We start from the raw sequence: 24757 nt of genomic DNA on the forward strand, positions 1-24757 counted from the left end.
TACTACACATCAGTCTTAACCGATGTGAGTTACGCCACCCATGTATTTCTGTAGCACTGTCGGGATTGCGATACGGCCGTCTGCTTCTTGGTTATTTTCAAGAATCGCAACCATTGTACGACCTACAGCCAAACCAGAGCCATTCAATGTATGAACAAGCTCAGGCTTCTTCTCACCTTTACGACGGAAACGGGCTTGCATACGACGAGCTTGGAAATCACCCATGTTCGAACAAGAAGAGATTTCACGGTAAGTCTTTTGTGCTGGGACCCAAACTTCTAAGTCATAAGTTTTGCTCGAGCCAAAGCCCATGTCGCCAGTACAAAGAATCACTTTACGGTAAGGAAGCTCTAGTAATTGAAGCACTTTCTCAGCGTGACCCGTTAACTCTTCAAGCGCATTCATTGAATCTTCAGGTTTAGTAATTTGCACAAGTTCAACTTTGTCAAATTGGTGCATACGAATAAGACCACGAGTATCACGACCGTATGAACCCGCTTCAGAACGGAAACATGGTGTATGAGCTGTCATCTTAAGAGGAAGATCAGCTTCATCAGTGATAGTGTCACGAACCATATTTGTTACTGGTACTTCTGCTGTTGGAATTAACGAAAGCTTACGCGGCTCTTCATCACTCACTTTCTCTACTAATGGTTCTGTATGGAAAAGATCTTTACCAAATTTAGGTAGCTGACCTGTACCAAATAAACTATCTGCGTTAACAAGGTACGGTACGTACATCTCAGTGTAATCATGCTCGTCAGTGTGTAGATCAAGCATGAACTGAGCGATTGCGCGGTGTAGGCGAGCAAATTTTCCTTTCATTACGATAAAACGAGCACCGGTAATCTTAGTCGCACTAGCGAAATCTAGCCCACCACTTAGCTCACCAAGGTCCACATGATCTTTGACTTCAAAATCGTAAGATTTTGGTTCGCCCCAACGTGAAATTTCAACGTTTTCGCTCTCATCTTTACCATTTGGAACTTCATCATCAGGAAGGTTAGGAACCGACAATGTAATCTCTTCAAGTTGATTTTGAACAACAACCAGCTCTGCTTTCTTAGCTTCAAGATCGCTGCCTAAAGAACCAATCTGTTTTTTGATCTCTTCAGCGCCTTCTTTATCTCCGCTCGCCATTTTTTGGCCGATTTGTTTGGAGATGGAATTACGCGTGGATTGTAAATTTTCAACTTCTACTTGAATGGATTTACGTTGCTCTTCAAGTTGACCGATTGTTTCTACGTCAAGTTTAAAACCGCGACGTGCTAATTTTGCAGCTGTTTCATCCAGCTCAGTGCGAAGTAATTTAGAATCCAGCATTGCTAATCCTATGCCTTATAGTTGTGAAAAACGCATCAAAATGGCTCTTATTAAAAGAGTGATACGTAAAGAAATTTTAATCGAACAAATGTATCCAAAAATGGTCACTTTTCATAGCGCTTTTGTGGGCTATTTGCGTCTAAATTAGCCAAGTAATCTAACTTTTCGCCAATTTTTGTCTCCAAGCCACGATTTGTCGGTTGGTAGTAACGTATATGACTCATTTCTGGAGGTAGATACACCTCACCGGCAGCATAAGCACCTTGCTCATCATGCGCGTAACGATATTCAGCTCCATACCCCATATCTTTCATTAAGCTTGTAGGCGCATTTCGCAAATGATGTGGCACTTCATATTCCGGATACTCTTGAGCATCAGACAGTGCTTTCTTCCATGCGGTATAGACTGCATTACTTTTTGGTGCGCACGCTAGATAGACAATGGCTTGGGCCAAAGCCCTTTCACCTTCCGCAGGGCCGACACGAGTGAAACAGTCCCACGCTGAGATAGCTATTTGCATCGCTCTAGGATCGGCATTACCAATATCTTCAGATGCGATTGCAAGTAAACGTCTGGCGATATAAAGAGGATCACACCCAGCTGAAATCATTCGAGCAGACCAATATAGTGCTCCGTCAGGGTTTGACCCTCGAATAGACTTGTGAACTGCGGAAATAAGGTCGTACCAAATATCTCCTTTGTTATCAAAGCGAGAGACTTTTTCACCGGCGACTTCCGCCAGTAACGGCAATGTCACTTGTTTAATGCCCTGCTCTTCTTCTGCCATGTCGAACAACAGTTCAAGATAATTAAGCGACATTCGAGCGTCACCATTAACCAGCTCTGCCAGTCGATCTAACACATTGTCGTGGAACTGCGCTTTGACCTCACCAAGCCCTCTAGGGCTATCATCTAATGCTTGTTGAACCGCTTGTAAAATCTCATTATTGGATAGCGAAGTAAGCTTATACACACGCGCACGTGACAACAGTGCATTGTTCAGTTCAAACGACGGATTCTCTGTCGTTGCACCAATAAACGTTACTGTTCCATCTTCTATGTGTGGCAAAAACGCATCTTGCTGAGACTTATTAAAACGGTGAACCTCATCCACAAACAAAATGGTTCTTTTACCGACTTGTTGATTTTCTCTCGCCTTCTCTACCGCAGCTCGAATATCTTTAATACCAGACGTTACCGCTGAAATACGCTCAACTTCTGCATCTGCGTAATTGGCGGCAACTTCAGCTAAAGTCGTTTTTCCGGTGCCAGGAGGGCCCCAAAGAATCATTGAGTGTATATGCCCCGCCTCTAGAGCACGACGAAGCGGTTTTCCAGGACCAAGGATGTGCTGCTGCCCAATATACTGTTCAATGGTTTCTGGTCTCATGCGAGCAGCTAAAGGGCGAAAATCCTCATCACCAGAAAAATCTAAGCTCAAGTTACTCATGGCTAGTTCCTTTGATCATCAACCTCTACACCTTCTGGAACAACAAACGTAAATCGTTCAGTGGCAGGAAGATCTAATTTCACATTGCTAAAGCTAAATAAGCCTCTCTGTCCATCTTGCTCAATGACGTTAAAGCCTTTCACAATGCCTTTCGTATTGATATCGATTTGAAATTGACCTTGAGTTGAATCAACCGATGTCGGTGTTAGTGTAAAACGATCATCTTGCTGAGAAACACTGTAGTTATTCCAATCACTTTCAACGTTTCGAGTAAGTAGTACAAAAGGCGTTTGCTCAACAGCCTGCTCTTGCCAATATAAGCTCACTTGTTCGATAAAAGGGCTGTAATACCAAAGCGTCTCACCGTCAGAGATTAACGAATTTTCGTCAGGGTATGTTGTCTCCCAACGGAATTTACTTGGTCGTGCTATTTCAACTCTACCTTGACCTTCCATAACAATGTCGCCGTCAGGGCTAACAATTTGTTGACTAAAGTCTGCGCTAAATCCATCGTTCAAAGCTAAACGGGCACTCAGTTCTTCTTTAGGTGAGGCAAATACAGAAGAACTCATTAGTACAGAACAGTTAACTAACAGTAGAAGACACCACTTTTTCATTAAAATACTCCAGATTGCTTAAACTCAAATACACGATGTATTAAGACAACAGATTCGAGAAATGTTCGCTGTTTTCATTAATTCTTTACAGGGTCGATATTCAGATTGGTTATTTTCCACAGCACTGCTTGAATTTTTTACCGCTTTCACAAGGGCATAAATCGTTGCGGCCAATCTCTTTATACGGATTCACACTTTGACTTTTTCCACCCGCCATTGCTTCATCAGCAGCTAAGGCAACTTCAGCTACCATGAGATCTAGTTGATCGATAAAATCACCGAGTGCAGGAGGCGTTTCAATTCCAGCATCTTTCATTTGCTGCTGTGTCTGCTCTTCGTCAATTGCCAACATAAACGTGGTGATCAGCGCTTGCAGCATTCGTAATGACCCATCATTCAACTGAATTACTTGCCAGTTGGCCTCTATAATTGGCCAAACCTCCATAAATCCTTCGGCAAAATCAGCTAATTTTTCTGTTGTGCTATCCAATTCCAATAGTGATGCCAGTGCATACTCACTACGTTGCAATCGGTTAAATTGAATATGTATCTGTTCCGTTACTTTACCCACCGCGTCAGGAGTCACCTCAGAGAACACTTCTCCTAACCACGCTTCTGGAGCAATAGGCTTTACCGCAAAGTTAGCGGCTAAAATAGCGCCTTCAATATATTGAGCAGATTCGTTACAAGGTAGGGTGTCTAAATTTAAAAGCTGATAGGTCATGTCATTTTGTGAAGTTAATTAAATCAGCGATTATTATAACCTGAAGCAAGGCTTTAGTGACAATCTAATCGAGAGCCACTACAATCGCGCGGCGAAAATAATTCTACAACAGTGTAAAGGCAATAATATATGCGTGTCATTCTTGGCCCTATGGAGGGCGTTCTAGACCACTTAATGCGAGAAATTCTGACAGAGATTAATGATTACGACCTCTGTGTTACTGAATTTGTGCGAGTAAGTGAACAAGAACTTCCTGAGCATGTCTTTCATAAACTTTGCCCTGAACTAAAAACAGGATCACAAACAAAATCCGGTGTTCCAGTCCACGTTCAACTACTTGGTCAGCACCCTAAATGGATGGCAAAAAATGCTATTCAAGCTGCAAAACTTGGTGCCAAAGGCATTGATCTGAACTTTGGTTGCCCTGCTCGCTTAGTGAATAAAAGCCGAGGTGGCGCAGCTTTGTTACAGCACCCTGAACTAATACATGATGTAATCCAAGCATGCCGTGAAGCTGTGCCAAGTGATATTCCCGTATCAGCCAAGATCCGTTTAGGTTGGGATAACCCTGACGATTGTTTCAACATTGTTGAAGCGATTGAAAAAGCAGGGGCCGATGAATTGACGGTCCATGCGAGAACGAAATCAGGTGGCTATAAAGCGAGTGAAATCAAATGGGATTACATTAATCAGATTCGTAAGAGTTCTTCTATCCCTTTGATAGCAAACGGTGAGATTTGGAATTATGAAGATGGCCAAAATTGCATTGAGACAACTGGCATTGATTCATTAATGGTTTGCCGTGGTGCGTTTAACGTGCCGAATCTCGGTAATGTAGTCAAACATAACCATAAACCACTGCCTTGGGCTGAGGTGGTTGATCTTCTACTGGCTTATTCACGATATGAAATGGAAGGCGATAAGGGTATGTATTACCCAAATAGAGTCAAGCAGTGGTTTGCCTACCTAAAACAGCAATATCCTCAAGCCAACGATTTATTCCGTGAAATTCGAACCTTCAAGACAGCAGAGCCGATTGTTGAGCATATTAAGCTGTACCAAGCCAAGTGTTTAGAATCAATCTCTTAGTTTAATAGATAAGCTTATTTTTACCTGACGTTTTTGCTCGATAGAGTTTTTCATCAGCCAATTTAAACAACTGATTGAAATCAAGATTGAACGTCGGGATCATGATCTCTGCGCCACCTGAAACGGTAAAGCCTTGCTCTATAACTTCCGTCGATTTTTCACTGATCGCTACTCTAACTCGCTCTAATATTTGAACTAACTGCTTTTCATCGTAGCCTTTCAAGTAAACCACGAACTCTTCACCACCAAAGCGTGCAACCGCATCATCACTTCTAATATTTTTTTCAAGCTGTTCAGAGATATGACAGATAACATCATCCCCTACATCATGGCCATAGGTATCGTTTATTGATTTAAAATTATCGATATCAAACACCGCTAAGGCAAATGTATGCTGGTGCGATGTGCGAGCTAGAAAAGCCTCAAAGCCTCGTCGATTTAATAGCCCCGTCATAGGGTCTCTAGCAGCCAAGTCTCTGAAATGACTTCTCTCAGCGTTCGTATTGACGTAAAAAAGAACTAAGACCGAAAATATATAGACCAGTAGAATAATAAGTAGACTGTACTTCTCTTGACTAAAGAACCGTTTGATCTCTTCATTTAAGTCAAAGTCATAAAAAATTAAGTGGTTAAAAACAACCCCTTCAAAGACTAACTCTCTAACCCAATAAGCAGAGTCAGATACACTATCTCGATCTCTATTGATAATACGAATTGGGCTACTTAATTCTCCCCTACTGTTTAATAAAAAATCTATATCAATATCGAGTGAAATCAGCCCTTCATACTCATCACCACTATGGACAGGAACCGTCATACTCATCACCTCTTTACCAAGTATGATTGAGTTTATAGGACCAGAAATTGTTATTTCACCTCGATTTTTCGCTGTTTCTCTCCAGTAGGGTCTAACCTTCATCGTATCTAAAAACTCTGTCGTTACATCTTGCGCCATGGTATCTGGAGAAGAGACAATATATCCCTCTTTATCAGAGTAATGGATACCAATAAGATAACTATCTAGATCATGCATAAACGAGAGAATAGGCGCCAAGGAGACTTGGCTAGAGGCTCTTTGGTAAACGTCACTTGTGGAGTCACAAAGATCTTCGCTACCAACAAGCATATAGTCAATATCGACAGCCGAGATACTGATTGATTTACCTTTAGTTCTTAATGCAGATTCAATAGGCCAAATTTTACATAGTCCATCTTCAAGTAAGGTGCTATGTTCAACAAATAGCTTACCGCCATGTCGATAATAGTTGGTAAAACTGTAATCAAGTGCTGCAATAATTTTCGACGAACGCCAAAAGGACTCTTTTAATCGCTCATATTCTAACAAAATACTACGGTTAACGAGATCATAATGACTTTTCACCACCACACTACTCAGTACCACTGACACTAATAGTGGTATAAGAAAGACAAATCGGAGGCTAAATCGTCGTTGTAACTTCATTAATAACAACTACCTAATAACTGCATTCAAAAAATAAACCCACCTCATGCATGACTTATGGGTGGGTATCTATTACGGTGCAAAGCGCCAAAGAACAAGTCATTAAATATCGATAACAACTCAATTCAAAGACTAACTAGTTTAGTAGCAAGCTATCATCAGCGAGCTCTTCACCACGTACTTTAGAGAACATCTCAAGTAAGTCTGGTACTTTCATATTAGCACGCTGCTCACCAGAGACATCTAATACAATTTCGCCTTGATGCAACATTACGGTTCTATCACCGCAAGCGAGAGCGTCCTTCATTGAGTGAGTAACCATCATCACCGTTAGATTAAACTCATGTACAATAGTTTTGGTTAAATCAATGACAAATGCGGCCATCCTCGGGTCAAGCGCAGCAGTATGCTCATCTAATAAAAGGAGCTTACTATCTGATAGCGTCGCCATCACAAGACTCACAGCTTGTCTCTGACCGCCAGATAATAATCCAATATTATCACTTAAGCGATCCTCTAACCCAAGACCAAGAATACTAATTCTCTCTTGAAACAGCTGACGTCTTTTTGAAGAGAGGGATAAACTCCAACCTCGTCTTTTACCGCGCATGTAAGCTAACGCCATGTTCTCTTCGATCGTCAGATCTGCACATGTGCCCGCAAGAGGATCTTGGAATACGCGAGCACATTGCTTCGCTCTTTGATCAACCGTGAGTCGTGTAACATCGAGATCATCGATGATAACGCTTCCGCCGATCATAGGGGTTTCACCTGTAACAGCACCAAGTAACGTTGACTTCCCAGCTCCGTTAGAACCAATCACCGTTAAGAATTGGTGCTCTGGAACTTCTAAGCACACGCTTCTTAATGCTTGGTTTTCTAATATTGTTCCAGGGTTAAATGTTACTTCAATATCTTCTAAGCGAATCATACCGCGTCTCCTGATTCTTTTACCTGCTTTGAAATACCTTGCTCAATCACAAGGCTCTTAGCAGGTCTAACGGACTTTTTTGCCTTCATGTTCCCTTTTATTTTGGGCGCAATAAGCGCAACAGCGACGAGAACAGCTGTGACTAAATTCAAATCTGATGCTTGTAGTCCGAACATACCACTACTTAACGCGAATGCGACCGCTAAACGATACAATACAGACCCAACAATAACGGCGGTAACTGCTACCCAAATTTTACGCCCAGGAATAAGAGTTTGTCCCAATATTACAGCGGCTAAACCAACGACAATAGTACCGACACCCGAGGTAACATCCGCAAAACTATTCGTTTGTGCAAATAACGCCCCTGCAAACCCTACGAATCCGTTTGATAGTGCCAAGCCAAAATAGGTATAGAACGATGTGCTACCACCTTGTGCTGATACCATTCGAGAGTTAACACCTGTCGCTCGTAAGCCTAATCCAAAGTCACTATTGAGTAACCGAACCACACCCCATGCTGAGATAAGGACTAAGACCCCTACTGCAATTGGTCGGATGTACATTGCATCACCCAAGGATTCAAATGGTGTAAGAATTGTATCTTCACCGAGTAGTGACATATTTGGGCGACCCATAATGCGAATATTGATAGAAAACGCCGCGATCATTGTAAGAATTGAAGCTAGTAAATGAAGAATACCGCAACGTACAGCAAGAAAAGCAGTGACCCACCCTGTTGTTGCACCGGCTAAAATTGCCATTCCAGTTGCAAGCCAAGGATTAACGCCTGCGACTATTGCTGTCGCGGCGACGGCTGCCCCCATAGGGAAACTGCCATCAACACTAAGATCGGGGAAGTCTAGTACTCTAAAGGTAAGGTATACCCCTAAAGCCACAAGACCATATAAGAGCCCTATTTCTAGAGCACCAAAAAACGCAAAAGCAGACATAACAACTCCCTTTCTGCTAGAAAGCCAGTAATCCAATTACTGGCTCAATACTGACTTATTTTACGCTTGTTGCGCGGTCAAGAATGGCCTGAGGTATCGTAACGCCGAGCTTTTTCGCTGCACCAGAGTTCACAACCAAATCTGAACCTTTAGCGACTTTCACATCTAAATCACCAGGTTTCTTCCCTTCCAAAATAGCAACAACATAATCGGCTGTTTGATAACCAACTTGATAGTAATCAAAACCAAGACTCGCGATAGCACCCTTATCTACATAAGAAGTGGCGCCGCCTAATACTGGTGTATTCGCTTGATTAGCTGCGGTAATCATACCTTCAATTGCACTTGCAACGGTATTATCTGTCGGGGCATAAATAACATCAGACTTAGCTGCGATGGCTTGAGTCGCTGACATAACATCAGCACTTTTTAATGCCGTCGCCTCAATGACTTTAAAGCCTTGAGCTTTAGCACTTTCTTTTAATAGCTCAACTAGTGTTACTGCATTGGCTTCACCAGGGTTATAAACAACACCAATTGATTTAGCATCAGGTAATAGCTCTTTGATTAGCTCAACATGTTGGCTAACCGGTGATAAATCAGAAAGCCCAGTAACGTTCTTTCCTGGCTGTTCAAGCTGCTTAACTAATTTTGCACCAACAGGGTCTGTGACCGCGGTAAATACAACTGGAATCTTACGAGTAGCGGCCACCAATGCTTGAGCCGTAGGTGTTGCAATGCCAACTAATACATCCGGATTCTCACCGATAAATTGACGGGCTATTTGAACGGCAATAGCGGGGTTTCCCTGAGCGGTCTTATAATCAAACTCTAAATTTTGCCCTTCTTCATAACCTTGTGCTTTAAGGCCATCAAGTAATCCTTGTCGAGTCGCATCCAAAGCAGGGTGTTCAACAATCTGTGATACTGCGACCTTGGCTGTTTTAGCCATAAGACTGGTCGATGAGAGTAATGCTGCGCCGGCAATGATAGCTGTGGCTAGAATTTTATGTGCCTTCATCTTAACTCCTTGATTTAAGCAACTTAGTAGTGAGTGTTGTGTTTGGTTATTATTGTAGTTGTGCATTTAATATACACACACAATATTAGTACCAGTTACTTAAAAAAAAAGGAAGTAGCCTTTAACAATAAGGCAACAAAAAAGAGACATAAAGACAAATTAGTCTAGATAAGCGTGGAGCAGTATATTTCGAGGCGTGACTTCTCGTGAACAAAACTGAGAGAGTGATACGTTATAGCCCTGTTGTTGCAGATATAGCGCTTTGTCGAGAACAAGCCATAACTCCAGTGGGCGTCGAAACAATTGCTGAATCAGACTGATACGTTCCATCTGCCAAAAACGCGCAATCCCTTTATTGTGATACTCAGTAAAGTTGACTGATGGAAGATTCAAGCTCTTTTTATTAGCGGCCCAGATGCAGAACGATTCAAACCCTAGCGCTAGCTGAGACTTTTTAATGCTTGGAATGGCGATATACTCTTTTGAAATGCCAAGTTCTCGCAACATGAGATCAAACCCAAGCCGATACGACATTTCTTGAAAACGATGACGCTTAACACGTTCGCCGCCTGTCACCGTTTCCTGCAGGGGTATTCGTAGCTCTTGCTTAGACAGTACCAATTCTGAAGATTGGGCTAATCGTGACATTGGCTGATATTGATCAGATTTAATTAAATGATAACAGCAAGGAGAAATCGTCATTGCTGGTAGGGATTTCTGTGTCGCCTTATAAAGCAAATTCACATGTAAATCACCACAAGCGTGAAGTGCCACCGCGTGCTGCTTGTCATTCATACAGGCTAAAGGTTCATCGGTTAACGCATCACCTTGAATAAAAGTCATTGGAAGATCAAGAGCTTCAGCTTGATTTTGACCTGCTTCACATAGTAAATGTTGAAACTCAAAGCTTGTGACTTGTTGATTTGTGCTAGCCGCTAGAATTCGACCTAAGTATCCTTTGCCTGAGCACCACTCTAACCACTCCTCACCCCGGTGCAGCTCAACAGAAAGCTCGCCCATTGAGGTAATCTGTTCTAATTTTCGTCCGGGGATGCCGTTAAACAGGTGAGAATCAAACGCCAAAGGTTGAGTGTCTTGAAAAGGTAACTGAATAAGGGTGTTAATCTCTGCAAGTTCAGGACAAAAGCGCTGAATATGTTGAGATAAACTGAGCGAATCAGATTTGAACTGTTCAATATCACCTTGCTCTAATGATTCTAACCAAGCCGATAACTCTGGATGGGTTTCATCCCAAGGATTAGATGGGTTTATACTATCGTGAAAAGGCTCAAAACGCCAAAGCACTTGATTATCCAGCATAAACCGATTGAGTTTTTTAAAGGTATTTTGCATGACTCCCCCCATATCAGCGTAGTGTAAGAGGAAGTCATAATTTTAGGAAGGTTTAACGAACTGGAAGTTCAATATCTCTAAACATTTCCTCAATTTCTGCATTCGATTTTAATGATGTCGCACGCTCGACTACAGGGCGAGTCAAATGAGGAGCGAATCTCTCCATAAAATCGTACATATATGTACGCAGGAATGTGCCTCGGCGGAAACCAATACTCGTAGTACTTGCCTCAAAGATGTGGCTTGCATCAATCGCCACTAAATCGCCATCTGTTTCCTTGTCAATGGCCATGCTCGCAATTACACCAACGCCAATACCCATCCGCACATAGGTTTTAATGACATCTGCATCTGTGGCGGTAAAGACAACTCGTGGTGTTAGCCCCTCTTTATTAAACGCAGTGTCTAATTCGGAACGTCCAGTAAAACCAAATACATATGTAACAAGTGAATAACTGGCTAAATCATGGATAGTGACGTCTTTTTTATTTGCCAATGGATGATCTTTGGTCACAACAATTGAGCGATTCCAGTGATAACACGGCAACATAATCGCATCTTGATAAAGATGAAGCGCTTCGGTCGCGATAGCAAAGTTAGCCGTACCTTTAGCTATAGCCTCAGACATCTGACTCGGCGTTCCTTGATGCATGTGCAGCGAAACTTTAGGGTATCGCGACGTAAAACCTTTAATCACATCAGGCAGAGCATAACGAGCTTGTGTATGAGTGGTCGATATATTGAGCGTGCCTTTTTCCGGATGAGTATGCTCTCCAGCAACTGCCTTAATACTTTCAACGCGGGAAAGGATTTCTTGAGATATACGAATGATATCGATGCCAGCTGGAGTCACCTGTGTTAAGTGTTTTCCACTACGCTCGAATATTTCAATACCCAATTCATCTTCGAGTAAACGAACTTGCTTACTAATACCTGGTTGAGATGTATACAAGCTTTCTGCTGTTGCAGATACGTTTAGGTTATGGTTTACAACTTCAACTATATATTTTAGCTGCTGTAGTTTCATTATATGACCTCGAAATCCTTGCCGACGGTCTAGTAGGCACTAATAGTTTATAATTATTAGTTATAACGCTATTGAGCTACAATTGGTAGAGAAATTGGGAGCATGCGTTCGGTTCGTTCATTTGTCACTCAGAACAAACGGTAATTTTGCAAGCTAACCCTCATATTACTGTGCTAATTCAAACTTTTGGTTAATAATCAAATGACAAACAGTAATAATAAAAGTGTTGATATATAGGTGCCGTAACTTATTCGGATCGTGTATCCTAAAACGCTAACCATCTAACACAAAGATATGGAATTTATGAATATTGGATTAATTATCGCTCTAGTAGCTGTCTTATTAGTGTTGGTGCTTGGTTATAACATCATGCTGCAATACAAAGTAAAGGTAGAGACGGCAAAGAAACAAGAGTCAGCCCGCTATATCGCCATTATCGATGCTACTGAAGATCTCATCGGTAATGCTCACCATATGCCGTTTAGTAAAGAGCTGCTTGTCTGCCTCAATTCTCGTATCCTTGATGCTCTAAATAATATGCATGAGCTAGATCCAAAGAATAAACAATTAGCACAACGTCTAGAGAATATGAAGCAGCAGATCACTCAACTTCGAGACAATTATCAAGGTGGTGATAGCACGACATTTAAAGTTCCGAGTAGCGATAAGCAAGCGATTGTAATGCTTAAACTGGTTAAAAGACTTCGAGATACTATTCGCACTGAGCACAATAAGGGCCGTTTCGAAACCCAAGCTTATGTGGCTGAAAATGCGAGACTAGAATCTATTCAAGTTCGTATCAATATTGAAAATGTTATCAAGCGTGCCAACGATGCTATTGTTCGCGGTCAACCCGGCACCGCAATTCAATTGTTGAGAAAAGGCATTGATGCCCTTAGCTCGAAAAATGATGACTACTCGAATCAAGCTCGTAACAAGCTGCAAACTATGTTTGATGAGTTAGAGCAAAAGCGCCAAAACAAAAGTGCGGAAGATTTACAACAGATCGAAGAAAAAGAAAAAGAAGACGATATGGACGCACTGTTTGGTCAAAAGAAAAAATGGTAACAAGAATTTCTGCCCTAAGGCCGCTTGTTGCGGCCTTTTTTATTTTTAGCGATACACAATTAATAGAGAACTATGGATAACCAAACCTTACTTGCCCCTATTCTTGACTTTCTACACTGTTCAACGCCTCCAGAATGGATTGAGCAAGCCAAGCGCCCTGATAATCTAGAGATCATCTTAATTGATCACCTGCTCTGTGAATTAAAAGCAGGTCAATCTGCGATGTATCTTCTTCGAAAGTATGCCGTAGACCAATCTAGCGCTCAGCTACTATTAGATTGGTTCAAACCATTTGAAGAGTTTGCATATCGAAAGCAAGGATCGACACAAAGCTTGAAGGGGAAAAGTCAGATAACCAAAAACCTGTCAGCAAAGGATAACTCGCCATACAATCAAGATTTGATCGATAAGATGGTACTCCTAATCAAAGAAGAACTTCATCACTTCTATCAAGTATTAGAAATAATGGAAGAAAGAGAAATAGCTTATCGTCCTATACCTGCAGGTCGTTATGCAAAAGGAATGCTGACAAACGTAGCCACTTACGAACCTCAGGCACTCGTTGATAAATTAATTATTGGTGCATACATTGAAGCTCGTTCATGTGAACGATTTGCATTACTAGCACCTCATTTAGATAAAGAGATGGAACGATTTTACGTATCTCTACTTCGTTCAGAAGCTCGCCACTACCAAGATTATTTAACACTTGCTGCCAACATTGCGGGGAAAGATATAACAGACAGAATTCAATATTTTGGTAAAATTGAAGCTGAATTAATTACTCGCAAAGACAAAGACTTCAAATTTCACAGTGGATGCCCTCATTAGATAGCCAAACTTGTTTTAATAAGTCATCTGATACAAAAAAGGCCAGCACAAGCTGACCTTTTTTACATATAAACACTTGCTCAAATATAATTTAAACAAGTGTCTTATTGATTTCGCTTAACACAAACGCCGGATCCGTTGCTTGAGTGATTGGTCGCCCAATGACAAGATAGTCAGAACCCGCTTGAATAGCATCAACCGGAGTCATGATACGCTTCTGATCGCCTACAGATGCTCCTACAGGACGAATACCAGGGGTTACAAGCTTAAACTCACTTCCTAGTTCACCTTTTAACATCGAAGCCTCTTGTGCAGAGCATACAACGCCATCAAGACCTGAGTTTTTCGTTAGTGTTGCTAAACGAATAACTTGTTCTTGGGGTGCTAAATTCAAACCGATACCCGCCAAGTCACTTTGTTCCATGCTCGTTAGCACAGTAACACCGATAAGCATCGGGCGATCTTTTCCATACGGCTCTAGAATTTCTCGTGAAGCCGTCATCATTCGTTCACCGCCGCTAGCGTGGACGTTGACCATCCAAACACCAAGTTCAGCGGCAGCTCTGACAGCCTTCGAGCAAGTATTTGGAATATCATGAAACTTTAGATCGAGGAATACTGAAAAACCGCGTTTATGGAGTTCCCGAACGAAGTCTGGTCCAAACAAAGTGAACATTTCTTTGCCAACTTTAAGACGACAAGATGTTGGGTCAATTCTATCCACAAATGCTAGAGCATCTGCTTGCTTGTCATAATCTAGAGCAACGATCACTTTTTGGTCGTTCATTTTATCTCCTAAGTATTAAAATTGTTCTTATCAACTGGTTCTTACTAAAAGTATTACTTAAAAAGCTAACTATTCGCCGTCTAAGCCTCTAATCGGCTTAATAACGCCCCACCCCTTACAGGATGGACAATGCCAATACATTGAGTGCGTAGAGAAACCACATTTCCGGCAGCGATAATGTGGCTTGAGTTTAAGCTGCTCACCAACGAGCTTTTGAAGTGTACTTAAGCTGTTTTTAGCCGGGCCTTCTTCAGCGTTCGCTAAATGATAATCCATCAAACGGTAAAAGCCCTTCATTGTTGGGTTCTTAACTAGCTGGCGAGTAAGTAAATTCTGTGCCTCACCGGTACCCTCATGTTGAGCAACAAGATGAGCCAGCATTAACTCGGCAGATACGCCTGTTTTCTTGGAAATACAACGCCTCAAAAATTCAACAAGACCACTCTCATTACCAAGGTGGTAGTAGCAATCAGCTAATATAGGTAGGACTTCTCCTACAAAATCACTGTCTTGATCAAGTACGTTTTCTAGGTGCTCAATCGTTTGCTGATAGTCCTCTGACTCTAAGAATTGCTTACCCAACAATATACTTGCACGAACGCACTTAGGATCTTCACTTAATGCGCGTTGGTAATACTGAATAGATTTATTAATATTGCCATCTTGCTTCTCTTGGATGGCGAGCTCACACCAAAAATGAGCAATTGAGCTTCTAATCCGAGGTTTACCGAGTTTAACTAACAGTCCAGCCAAATGAATCGCCTTGGCCCACTCTCGTGTTTGCTGGTAAATCGCGACTAACTGTTGCAGTGCGCCTTCTCTGTGATCTGGCTCTTCGATAAGTTGTTCAAATATTTTCTCTGCTCGATCTAAGAATCCTGAAGCCATGTAATCTTTGGCAAGCTGTTGGAGTGCAATGTTTTTCTGATCGATAGTTAAACCAGATCGAGAGATTAGATTTTGGTGAATCCGAATAGCACGATCAACCTCTCCTCTAGAACGAAATAGGTTACCAAGAGCTAGGTGCGTATCTATTGTGTTGTCGTCAACTTGAAGCAATTCAATAAAGTGATCGACGGCTTTGTCTGATTGATCAGACAAGAGCAGGTTCAAACCAGTCACATATTGACGAGACATTTGATTAGAATGTTTCTGTTTATCTTGTTGAGCACTACGATTACCCATGTACCACCCATAGGCAGCAGCAATTGGTAATAACAAGAAGAGAATTTCTAACATTTAGGAAAGTCTACCGCATCTATACTTTGGGTTGGATTGGCATTTTTTCAGCGGTCGTTTTTTTTAACTTTTTATTTAACTTACGAACTTGAAGCTGAGATTTAAAATGAAGACTACCAAATATGACCCAAGCTAAAGAGAAACCAGCAACAAAAACGACACCAAGCAAGGTTGAAAGGTGAAAGTCTCCTTGCGCAAGCAAGTAGTTAAAAGTAACGACAGCTTGGTTTTGAGATCCTAAAGCAAGTGCAATAAGGAAAAGAGCAAGTACTACAATGATTTTTATAATTTTCATAATCCGTTACCCTGATATTGATAGCAGGTACGATTATGCAGGAAAATCACCTCACAAACCATGGCTATTATGAACATTCTAATGATAAAAAAACGGCTAACATTACAGTTAGCCGTTTCTTAACAATCTTATAATTAACTAATTAAGATAAGTTAACGCGTTCGCGTAATTCTTTGCCTGGCTTGAAATGAGGCACATATTTACCCTCTAATTCAACCTTATCACCAGTCTTAGGATTACGTCCAACACGTGGCTCTCTAAAGTGCAACGAGAAGCTGCCAAAACCACGGATCTCTATTCTGTCACCACTCTCTAGAGTAGTTGCCATATGTTCTAATATATCTTTTACAGCATCTTCTATTTCTTTTGCAGACAAATGTGTTTGCTCAGAACAGAGTCTTTCAATCAGTTCAGACTTAGTCATAGTTTTCCTCGTTCGCTTTTCTTTTTAGAAATTATAGACCTATCGAGAAATTAAGCAAAAAAAAAAGGAGCCTTTCGGCTCCTTTCTTAGCTATATAGCTAATATTCTCTTACGAGAAGCTATTATTCGCCTTTCGCAGCTTTAAATGCGTCAGCCATAGCATTACCGAACCCGCCGTCTTCAGACTTGTTCAGTGAAGCCATTGCTTCTTGCTCTTCAGCTTCATCTTTAGCTTTGATAGATAGGTTGATTACGCGGTTCTTACGGTCTACACCAGTGAACTTAGTTTCAACGCTGTCACCAACGCTTAGGATTAGAGATGCATCTTCGATACGGTCGCGTGAAACTTCAGAAGCGCGGATGTAACCTTCTACGCCTTCTTCAAGCTCAACAGTAGCGCCTTTAGCGTCAACTGCAGTTACTTTACCGTTTACAAGAGTACCTTTCTTGTTATCAGCAACGTATGCATTGAACGGGTCATTTTCCATTTGCTTAACGCCAAGAGAAATACGCTCACGCTCTGCATCTACTGCAAGAACTACTGCAGAGATTTCGTCGCCTTTCTTGTATTCGCGAACAGCGTCTTCGCCAGTTGCGTTCCAAGAAATATCAGATAGGTGTACTAGACCGTCGATGCCGCCGTCAAGACCGATGAAGATACCAAAGTCAGTAATAGACTTGATCTTACCAGTAACTTTATCGCCTTTAGCTTGCGCTTCAGCGAATGACTGCCAAGGGTTAGCTTTACACTGTTTCAGACCTAGAGAGATACGACGACGTTCTTCGTCAATCTCAAGAACCATAACCTCAACTTCGTCGCCAACATTAACAACTTTAGAAGGGTGGATGTTCTTGTTAGTCCAATCCATTTCAGAAACGTGTACTAGACCTTCAACGCCTTCTTCGATTTCAACGAAGCAGCCGTAGTCAGTTAGGTTAGTAACACGACCAGAAAGCTTGTGACCTTCTGGGTAACGCTTAGCGATTGCTACCCATGGATCTTCGCCAAGTTGCTTAAGACCTAGTGATACGCGAGTACGCTCACGGTCAAACTTAAGAACTTTAACTTGGATCTCGTCACCTACGTTAACGATCTCTGATGGGTGCTTAACACGTTTCCACGCCATATCAGTGATATGTAGTAGACCGTCAACACCGCCAAGATCAACGAATGCACCGTAGTCAGTAAGGTTCTTAACGATACCTTTAACTTCGCTGCCTTCTTGTAGAGTTTCAAGAAGCTCATCACGCTCAACACTGTTTTCAGATTCGATAACAGCACGGCGAGACACAACTACGTTGTTACGCTTCTGGTCAAGTTTAATAACTTTGAACTCTAGCTCTTTGTTTTCTAGGTGAGCAGTGTCACGGATAGGACGCACGTCTACAAGAGAACCAGGAAGGAAAGCACGGATACCGTTTAGTTCAACAGTGAAACCGCCTTTAACTTTACCGTTGATGATACCAACAACAGTTTCAGCTTCTTCGTAAGCTTTCTCAAGAACGATCCAAGCTTCGTGACGCTTCGCTTTCTCGCGAGAAAGTTGAGTTTCACCGAAACCATCTTCAACAGCGTCTAGAGCTACGTCTACTTCAGCACCAACTTCAACTTCAAGTTCGCCAGCAGCGTTCTTGAATTGTTCAGCAGGGATAGCAGATTCAGACTTAAGACCAGCGTCAACAAGAACGTAACCGTTCTCGATAGCTACTACAGTACCCTTAACGATACTGCCTTGTTTAAATTCAGTTTCAGATAGAAACTCTTCAAAGAGTTGAGCAAAAGATTCAGTCATTATTTAATCTTCAATTAATTAAACGTCCATGGGTATCCTACCGCATGGGGTTGATAAATTCGCCAGTCATCATCCTTGCGACCGACGTTCTCAGTTGACTGAGTATAGACTACTCAGCCAATTTAGATTCTATAAACTTCATGGCTGTTTCGACAACTTCATCGATATTCATCGAGGTCGAATCCAGCAATAGCGCATCAACAGCAGGACGTAAAGGAGCAACAGCACGGTTGCGATCGCGATCGTCACGCTCTTGAATCTCGCTCAAAAGGTCGCCAAATTTAACATCTAAACCTTTATCTTGCAACTGTTTAAGGCGTCTATTCGCCCTCTCGTCAGCACTGGCATCCAGAAAAATTTTGGCTGTTGCTTGGGGGAAAACGACGGTACCCATATCTCTACCGTCAGCAACGAGACCATTGCCATCAGAAAACGCTCTCTGGCGACGTAATAATGCTTCTCTTACGCGAGGTAATGCAGCCACTTTTGAAGCTGCCATTCCAGTCTCTTCTTTACGCAGCTCGTGTGATACGTCCTCACCTTCTAAAATAACTTTAACTAAATCACCTTCGGCAATAAATTGCACGTCTAAGTGAGTTGCAAGAGGGACTAAAACATCTTCTGATTCAGTATCCAAACCATGATGAATTGCAGCTAACGCGAGGACTCGATAAATAGCACCAGAGTCGAGAAGTTGATAACCTAATTTTTCGGCCAATAGCATACAAAGGGTACCTTTTCCGGCACCACTTGGTCCATCTACAGTAATCACTGGTGTTTCAAGTGCCATGTTTCACTCCACGTAAGTTGATCGCTAAAAGTCTAGTGTTAGCTTTGTCGGCGAAAAATTATAATGCGAATGAGAGTTCGGTGCTAGTTTCGATTCAGGTTTTCGTAAAGAAACAGATAAAATAGAATAAAAATTGGACGCTTGCCTGATCAGACAAGCGAAGAAGTATTTTACAGTAGGATTCTAGTCCTATTTTTCTCTAATATAGACTCACCAATGCCTTTGACATTGACTAGGTCTTCTGCTGTTTCAAACTTTCCAAGCTCTTCTCGGTAATCAACGATTGCTTGAGCTTTTTTAATACCTATGCCTGTGAGTAGCGCAGCTAACTCTTCCGCAGTCGCTTGATTGATATTAACGGTAATTTCAATGCCCTCATATTTGGATGAGTCTGCGGCAAATGAATGTGTGCTGGGTAAAATAAACAACATTAGGCTTAAAATAATGGATTTGATTAACATATAGGTCATCTCACTGTTGGTTTAAAGTCGTTAGCCTACCCATCTAATTTTGCATTACGCGTGAATATTTCAGATAACAAAACGGGCCGCATAAGCGACCCGTTTTAATATAAATATCAATTACATTTTAATCATTTAATTGTTCACGATTCATTGAATCATAAGATTATTGATTAACGATGTAGTAATCAATTTCAGTATTTGCTCTCAAGATACTTAGAATACCAGAAAGGTCTTGCTGATTATTTAGCTGGGTTAGTTGAGCGTCAACTTGCGAAACAAACTGAGTGTCCACGTTCACTTCAACTTTATCCAGTGCCACTATAACGATATTGCCTTCAAAGTCCTTAGCTTGCCCGTAAACAGACTGACCTTCAGTTGGCTTCGCCATAGCAAAGACAGTTTCGGCTAATGGAGCACGGCGATCAATATTTTCTGTCTCACCAAATTGTAAATCATGTTCCGCTAAGACAGCCTCATCACCGTTTGATAACGACTCAAGTACTGTTTCAGCCAGCTCGATTGCAAGCTGTTCGCCTTTAACTTGCTTAAGCGCAGAATTTACTTGCTCTGACACTTCAGAAAGTGGCAGTACAGCCTCATCACGAAGGTCGTCAACACGAACCACAATGATATGCTCTGGAGCGACTTCAATTACTTCAGAGTTCAAGCCGTCTTCTTTAACTTCAGGACTTAAAATTGCTTGCATAACCGCTTGAGAGCGCAACACTTCTGGCGCGTCTTGAGCTGAGATAAAATCAGTTGCTTGGATTGGCTGGTCGATTGCGCCTGCTGCGTCGTCTAGAGAATCTGGATACTCAAATGCAATTTTCTCAAGTTCGCTTTGAAGCTCGTAAAATTCATCAACAGCTTTTTGATCCGCAAGTTCCGATGCAATCTCTTCTTTAACGTCGTTGAACGGTTGAGCAATCGAATCCTTTAATTCATCAAGTTTAATGATGTGGTAACCAAAGTTCGATTTTACAACACCTGAGATATCACCGATTTCAGTTAAAGCGAAAGCAGCATCTTCAAATGTAGGGTCCATTACATCACGTTCGATCCAACCTAATGAACCACCCTCTTCAGCACTGCCAAAGTCTTGTGATTGTTTTTGAGCAAGTTCCGCGAAATCTGCACCTGAGTTAAGCTCAGCTAAGATATTATCTGCAACCTCTGAATCACCCTGAACTAGGATATGGCTAACTCGACGCTGTTCTTCTGTCGAGTACTTATCAAGGTTATCTTGATAGTACTGTTCGATATCTCGATCAGAAACCTGAATAGTTTGCTTAAGTTGTTCAGCAGACAGCTCGATATAACCTACTTTCACTTGTTCTGGACGCGTGTAGCGCACAGAATTTTCGTTGTAGAAAGTTTCAATCTCTGCATCACTCAACTCGATAGAGTTCGCCATTTCAGCCACTGGTAGCGTTACAGTACGAACTTCACGACTTTGCATGATAAGTTCACTTTGCGCTTTAACTTCACCGTCAAGAGAGAAGTCGCTGTTTTGTAATGCCGTTAGTAATTGGTTGCGAATTAGATCACGACGTAGATAAAGAGCAAAACTCTCGGCCGAGAAGCCGGCACGACGAAGCGCTGCTTGATAAATCTCTTGATCAAATTGACCATTATTCAGAAATTGTGGCATTTCTAAAATCATTGTTCTGATTTGAGCATCACTCACACGTAGTCCTAGAGACTCAGCGTGTTGCTCTAATAATAAATCGTTAACCATTCTGTCTAAGACAGATTTACGAAACGACTCTACATAAGTAGGGTCAGCAAGCATGCTAGCGAAATAATCGCCTAGTTGAGACTGCATGCGATTGCGTTCGTTTTGGTAAGCTTGTTCGAAATCACCACGACTGATTTCAGCACTGCCAACAGTAGCCGCCGAGTTTGCGTTTCCACCGATGATATAGCTACCTACACCAGCAAAAACAAATGAAAGGATGATAAGTCCAAGGACTATTTTAACAAAAGGGCCATTCACGCCTTCGCGAAACCGTTCCATCATAATTTAATTGCTCTCTGAAGACGAAGCATCAAACTTCGACATAAAAAATTATTTGCGTGATGATACCAGAAAAAGAAATGCGCATCAGTAGGATGCGCATAAATATCATGGTCTATAAAGCCAGTACTTGTTTTTACAGAAGCTAACTTTACAAAAGACTTGTTCGATGCTTAGTTACAAGCGTCTTTAAGTGCTTTACCAGCTTTGAATGCTGGTACTTTTGCTTCTGCAATTTGAATCTCTTCACCCGTTTTAGGGTTACGGCCTGTACGTGCAGCACGAGTACGTACACTGAATGTACCAAAGCCTACTAAAGCAACCTGATCGCCAGACTGCAATGTACCACCTACTGCTTCAATAAATGCATCTAATGCACGGCCAGCTGATGCTTTAGAAAGGTCAGCGTTCTCTGCAATCTGTTCTACTAGTTGTGTCTTATTCACTGTGATTCCCCTTTGTGCTACCTGTTATTATTGTGTAGGTAGCTATCGTTCCATTTACGTTTTTGAATTTAGCCCAAGCCTTGATACAACTGGCTTAAGCCTTAGTTGGTAAGTTAGCGTCCAAAAAAAACGCTGACAAGCATTTTTAGGCTAATCAGCGTAATCTTTTACTTATTTTTGCTACACATCACTCTTTTAGGCGTTAATTTCGACCCCAGACGGGTCACGCTCAAGTGCAACTTTAAGAACTTCATCGATCCATTGAACCGGAATCACCTTCAGATCAGCGATTACGTTGTCCGGAATTTCTTCCAAATCACGTTCATTATCTTTAGGAATCAATACTGTAGTTATGCCACCACGATGGGCTGCAAGCAGCTTCTCTTTTAGACCACCAATAGGTAATACTTCACCACGAAGGGTAATCTCACCCGTCATCGCAACTTCAGCTTTTACAGGGTTTCCAGTCAAGCTTGAAACTAACGCTGTGCACATTGCAATACCAGCACTCGGACCATCTTTAGGCGTCGCGCCTTCAGGAACGTGCACGTGAATATCACGCTTTTCATAGAAATCGGAGTTAATACCTAGTTTCTCAGCACGTGCTCTAACAACCGTCATCGCTGCTTGAATAGATTCTTGCATGACATCGCCTAAAGAACCGGTTTGAGCTAGCTTGCCCTTACCTGGCATCGATTCAGTTTCGATAGTTAAGAGATCACCACCAACTTCTGTCCATGCTAGACCGGTAACTTGACCGACTCGGTTACTATCGTCTGCCTTACCAAAGTCACAACGCTGAACACCTAAGTAGTCTTTAAGGTTATCCATGTTGACTACGACAGATTTCAACTCTTTATCCAGCAGGATATTCTTCACTGCTTTACGGCAGATCTTCGAAATTTCACGTTCTAGACTACGAACACCAGCCTCTCTCGTGTAGTAACGAATAATACCGATAATTGCCGAGTCTTCGATCGTGATCTCGTGTGGCTTTAATCCGTTACGCTGCACTTGCTTATCTAACAAGTGACTCTTAGCAATGTTCAGCTTTTCATCTTCGGTATAACCCGAAAGACGAATCACTTCCATACGGTCTAAAAGTGGACCTGGAATGTTCATCGAGTTAGATGTAGCAACAAACATTACATCTGAAAGATCGTAATCAACTTCTAGGTAATGATCGTTAAATGCGTTGTTCTGCTCTGGATCCAATACCTCGAGCAGTGCTGATGAAGGATCACCACGCATGTCCGATGACATTTTGTCGATTTCATCCAAAAGGAACAACGGGTTTTTAACACCCACTTTTGACATCTTCTGGATTAGTTTACCTGGCAATGAGCCGATATAAGTACGACGGTGACCGCGGATCTCCGCTTCGTCACGCACGCCACCCAGTGCCATACGAGTGTATTTTCGACCTGTTGCAGCTGCGATTGAGCGGCCTAATGAGGTTTTACCAACACCTGGAGGGCCGACCAAACATAGGATTGGACCTTTCAGTTTGTTGATGCGGTTTTGAACGGCGAGGTACTCTAAAATACGTTCTTTAACGCGCTCTAAACCATAGTGGTCTTCGTTCAGTGTTTCTTCTGCTTTTGCTAGGTTCTTTTTCACTTTAGAACGCTTAGCCCAAGGAACGCCAACCATCCAATCAATATAGCTACGAACCACAGTTGCTTCAGCAGACATCGGAGACATCATCTTAAGCTTTTGCAGCTCTTGTTCTGTTTTTTCTTTGGCTTCTTGCGGCATCTTAGAATCTTCGATTTTCTGCTTTAGAACTTCGAATTCATCTACGCCGTCTTCTGTTTCACCCAGCTCTTTTTGAATCGCTTTCATCTGCTCATTCAAATAGTATTCGCGCTGAGATTTTTCCATCTGCTTTTTAACGCGGCCACGGATACGTTTCTCGACTTGAAGAATGTCGATTTCTGATTCCATTTGCCCCATTAAGAACTCTAGACGTTGAATAACATCTAATAACTCAAGAACTTGTTGTTTGTCATCTAACTTAAGTGGCATATGCGCAGCAATAGTGTCGGCTAAACGTGCCGCTTCTTCGATGCCATTTAAAGATGTTAATACTTCTGGTGGGATTTTTTTATTGAGCTTAATGAAGCCTTCAAATTGATTAATAGCACTACGTACTACAACTTCTTGCTCTTTTTCATCCAGCTCAGGCGTTGTTAGAAATTCTGCATCCGCTAAGAAAAACTCATTTTCTTTAAATTCAGTAATTTTCGCTCGCTGCTGACCTTCAACAAGAACCTTAACCGTACCGTCTGGTAGCTTCAATAGCTGCAAAATCGTCGCAACAGTACCAACTGTAAACAAGTCTTCTTGTTCTGGCTCATCTGTATCTGCTTGTTTTTGTGCAACTAACAGTACTTGTTTATTGTTGTCCATCGCCGCTTCTAAGCAGCTGATTGATTTTTCACGGCCAACAAATAAAGGAATAACCATATGAGGGTAAACCACTACATCACGTAGAGGTAGGACGGGGATCTCGATACGCTCGGAACGTTCCAAGTTCATATTATTCTCTCTTCCGCTTTCATATTAAACGTATGACTGATTATGAGTATATGGGGGCTAATAATTTGGATTCAATAACAGAAATAAAAAAGGAGGTAATTGATTACCTCC

General features: G+C 41.8%; 23 protein-coding genes. 3 read left to right on the plus strand and 20 right to left on the minus strand.

The window, feature by feature from the left end; translation table 11 throughout:
* Positions 1 to 15: 15 nt before the first annotated feature.
* The 4 genes from serS to L4C54_RS03465 form a co-directional block, all read right to left on the minus strand.
* Positions 16 to 1323, minus strand: coding sequence for a serine--tRNA ligase (gene serS, locus L4C54_RS03450; protein ID WP_428807091.1), 1308 nt, complete (start codon positions 1321 to 1323; stop codon positions 16 to 18).
* Positions 1324 to 1427: 104 nt separating this feature from the next.
* Positions 1428 to 2774, minus strand: a complete 1347-nt coding sequence (locus tag L4C54_RS03455) for a replication-associated recombination protein A (protein ID WP_428807092.1) — start codon at positions 2772 to 2774, stop codon at positions 1428 to 1430.
* Positions 2775 to 2776: 2 nt separating this feature from the next.
* On the minus strand, positions 2777 to 3391 hold the full coding sequence (gene lolA / locus L4C54_RS03460; RefSeq protein ID WP_428807093.1) for an outer membrane lipoprotein periplasmic chaperone LolA: 615 nt from the start codon (positions 3389 to 3391) through the stop codon (positions 2777 to 2779).
* 109 nt (positions 3392 to 3500) lie between these two features.
* Positions 3501 to 4115, minus strand: a complete 615-nt coding sequence (locus L4C54_RS03465) for an SEC-C metal-binding domain-containing protein (protein ID WP_428807094.1) — start codon at positions 4113 to 4115, stop codon at positions 3501 to 3503.
* A gap of 129 nt (positions 4116 to 4244) precedes the next feature.
* Here L4C54_RS03465 and dusC point away from each other — a divergent pair, with 129 nt between their 5' ends.
* Positions 4245 to 5204, plus strand: coding sequence for a tRNA dihydrouridine(16) synthase DusC (dusC, locus tag L4C54_RS03470; protein WP_428807095.1), 960 nt, complete (start codon positions 4245 to 4247; stop codon positions 5202 to 5204).
* Position 5205: 1 nt separating this feature from the next.
* On the opposite strand, the gene L4C54_RS03475 is transcribed toward dusC, so the two are convergent.
* From L4C54_RS03475 to cysB, 6 genes are all read right to left on the minus strand, one after another.
* A complete protein-coding gene (locus L4C54_RS03475; RefSeq protein WP_428807096.1) occupies positions 5206 to 6666 on the minus strand; it encodes a sensor domain-containing diguanylate cyclase in 1461 nt (486 codons plus the stop codon).
* A gap of 136 nt (positions 6667 to 6802) precedes the next feature.
* Positions 6803 to 7597, minus strand: a complete 795-nt coding sequence (locus L4C54_RS03480; protein ID WP_428807097.1) for an ABC transporter ATP-binding protein — start codon at positions 7595 to 7597, stop codon at positions 6803 to 6805.
* On the minus strand, positions 7594 to 8550 hold the full coding sequence (locus tag L4C54_RS03485) for an ABC transporter permease (RefSeq protein WP_428801472.1): 957 nt from the start codon (positions 8548 to 8550) through the stop codon (positions 7594 to 7596). Before L4C54_RS03485 ends, L4C54_RS03480 begins: the two co-directional genes overlap by 4 nt.
* 55 nt (positions 8551 to 8605) lie before the next feature.
* A complete protein-coding gene (locus L4C54_RS03490) occupies positions 8606 to 9571 on the minus strand; it encodes an ABC transporter substrate-binding protein (RefSeq protein ID WP_428801471.1) in 966 nt (321 codons plus the stop codon).
* A gap of 159 nt (positions 9572 to 9730) precedes the next feature.
* Positions 9731 to 10924, minus strand: coding sequence for a methyltransferase (locus L4C54_RS03495; RefSeq protein WP_428807098.1), 1194 nt, complete (start codon positions 10922 to 10924; stop codon positions 9731 to 9733).
* A 52-nt stretch (positions 10925 to 10976) separates the two neighbouring features.
* Positions 10977 to 11951, minus strand: coding sequence for an HTH-type transcriptional regulator CysB (gene cysB / locus L4C54_RS03500; protein WP_428801469.1), 975 nt, complete (start codon positions 11949 to 11951; stop codon positions 10977 to 10979).
* 303 nt (positions 11952 to 12254) lie between these two features.
* Here cysB and L4C54_RS03505 point away from each other — a divergent pair, with 303 nt between their 5' ends.
* The gene (locus tag L4C54_RS03505; protein WP_428807099.1) at positions 12255 to 13019 is read left to right on the plus strand and encodes a DNA repair protein; all 765 of its coding nucleotides are present in this window, start codon (positions 12255 to 12257) and stop codon (positions 13017 to 13019) included.
* 72 nt (positions 13020 to 13091) lie between these two features.
* Positions 13092 to 13850 carry a tRNA isopentenyl-2-thiomethyl-A-37 hydroxylase MiaE gene (gene miaE, locus L4C54_RS03510; RefSeq protein WP_428807100.1) on the plus strand — a complete coding sequence of 253 codons (759 nt, stop codon included), beginning with the start codon at positions 13092 to 13094 and terminating at the stop codon, positions 13848 to 13850.
* 91 nt (positions 13851 to 13941) lie between these two features.
* Here the strand turns inward: miaE and pyrF are convergent, their stop codons facing one another.
* From pyrF to lon, 10 genes are all read right to left on the minus strand, one after another.
* A complete protein-coding gene (pyrF, locus tag L4C54_RS03515; protein ID WP_428807101.1) occupies positions 13942 to 14637 on the minus strand; it encodes an orotidine-5'-phosphate decarboxylase in 696 nt (231 codons plus the stop codon).
* 69 nt (positions 14638 to 14706) lie between these two features.
* The gene (gene lapB / locus L4C54_RS03520) at positions 14707 to 15876 is read right to left on the minus strand and encodes a lipopolysaccharide assembly protein LapB (RefSeq protein ID WP_428801465.1); all 1170 of its coding nucleotides are present in this window, start codon (positions 15874 to 15876) and stop codon (positions 14707 to 14709) included.
* A 19-nt stretch (positions 15877 to 15895) separates the two neighbouring features.
* Positions 15896 to 16171 (minus strand): LapA family protein, encoded by a 276-nt coding sequence (locus L4C54_RS03525; RefSeq protein ID WP_428801464.1) that lies wholly within the window; start codon positions 16169 to 16171, stop codon positions 15896 to 15898.
* Positions 16172 to 16313: 142 nt separating this feature from the next.
* Positions 16314 to 16595, minus strand: coding sequence for an integration host factor subunit beta (gene ihfB, locus L4C54_RS03530; RefSeq protein ID WP_428801463.1), 282 nt, complete (start codon positions 16593 to 16595; stop codon positions 16314 to 16316).
* A gap of 122 nt (positions 16596 to 16717) precedes the next feature.
* Positions 16718 to 18388, minus strand: a complete 1671-nt coding sequence (gene rpsA / locus L4C54_RS03535) for a 30S ribosomal protein S1 (protein WP_428801462.1) — start codon at positions 18386 to 18388, stop codon at positions 16718 to 16720.
* A gap of 109 nt (positions 18389 to 18497) precedes the next feature.
* Positions 18498 to 19178: a (d)CMP kinase gene (gene cmk / locus L4C54_RS03540; RefSeq protein ID WP_428801461.1), complete on the minus strand. Its 681-nt coding sequence runs from the start codon at positions 19176 to 19178 to the stop codon at positions 18498 to 18500.
* Positions 19179 to 19348: 170 nt separating this feature from the next.
* Positions 19349 to 19609 (minus strand): ComEA family DNA-binding protein, encoded by a 261-nt coding sequence (locus L4C54_RS03545; RefSeq protein WP_428801735.1) that lies wholly within the window; start codon positions 19607 to 19609, stop codon positions 19349 to 19351.
* Positions 19610 to 19805: 196 nt separating this feature from the next.
* A complete protein-coding gene (ppiD, locus tag L4C54_RS03550) occupies positions 19806 to 21662 on the minus strand; it encodes a peptidylprolyl isomerase (protein ID WP_428807102.1) in 1857 nt (618 codons plus the stop codon).
* 170 nt (positions 21663 to 21832) lie between these two features.
* Entirely contained in the window at positions 21833 to 22105 is a 273-nt protein-coding gene (locus tag L4C54_RS03555) for an HU family DNA-binding protein (RefSeq protein WP_102404411.1), read from the minus strand.
* Positions 22106 to 22300: 195 nt separating this feature from the next.
* Positions 22301 to 24646, minus strand: a complete 2346-nt coding sequence (gene lon, locus L4C54_RS03560; RefSeq protein WP_428801459.1) for an endopeptidase La — start codon at positions 24644 to 24646, stop codon at positions 22301 to 22303.
* Positions 24647 to 24757 lie beyond the last annotated feature (111 nt).

The sequence above is a fragment of the Vibrio lamellibrachiae genome (assembly GCF_050337265.1).
GTDB classification, from domain to species: Bacteria; Pseudomonadota; Gammaproteobacteria; order Enterobacterales; family Vibrionaceae; genus Vibrio; species Vibrio kyushuensis.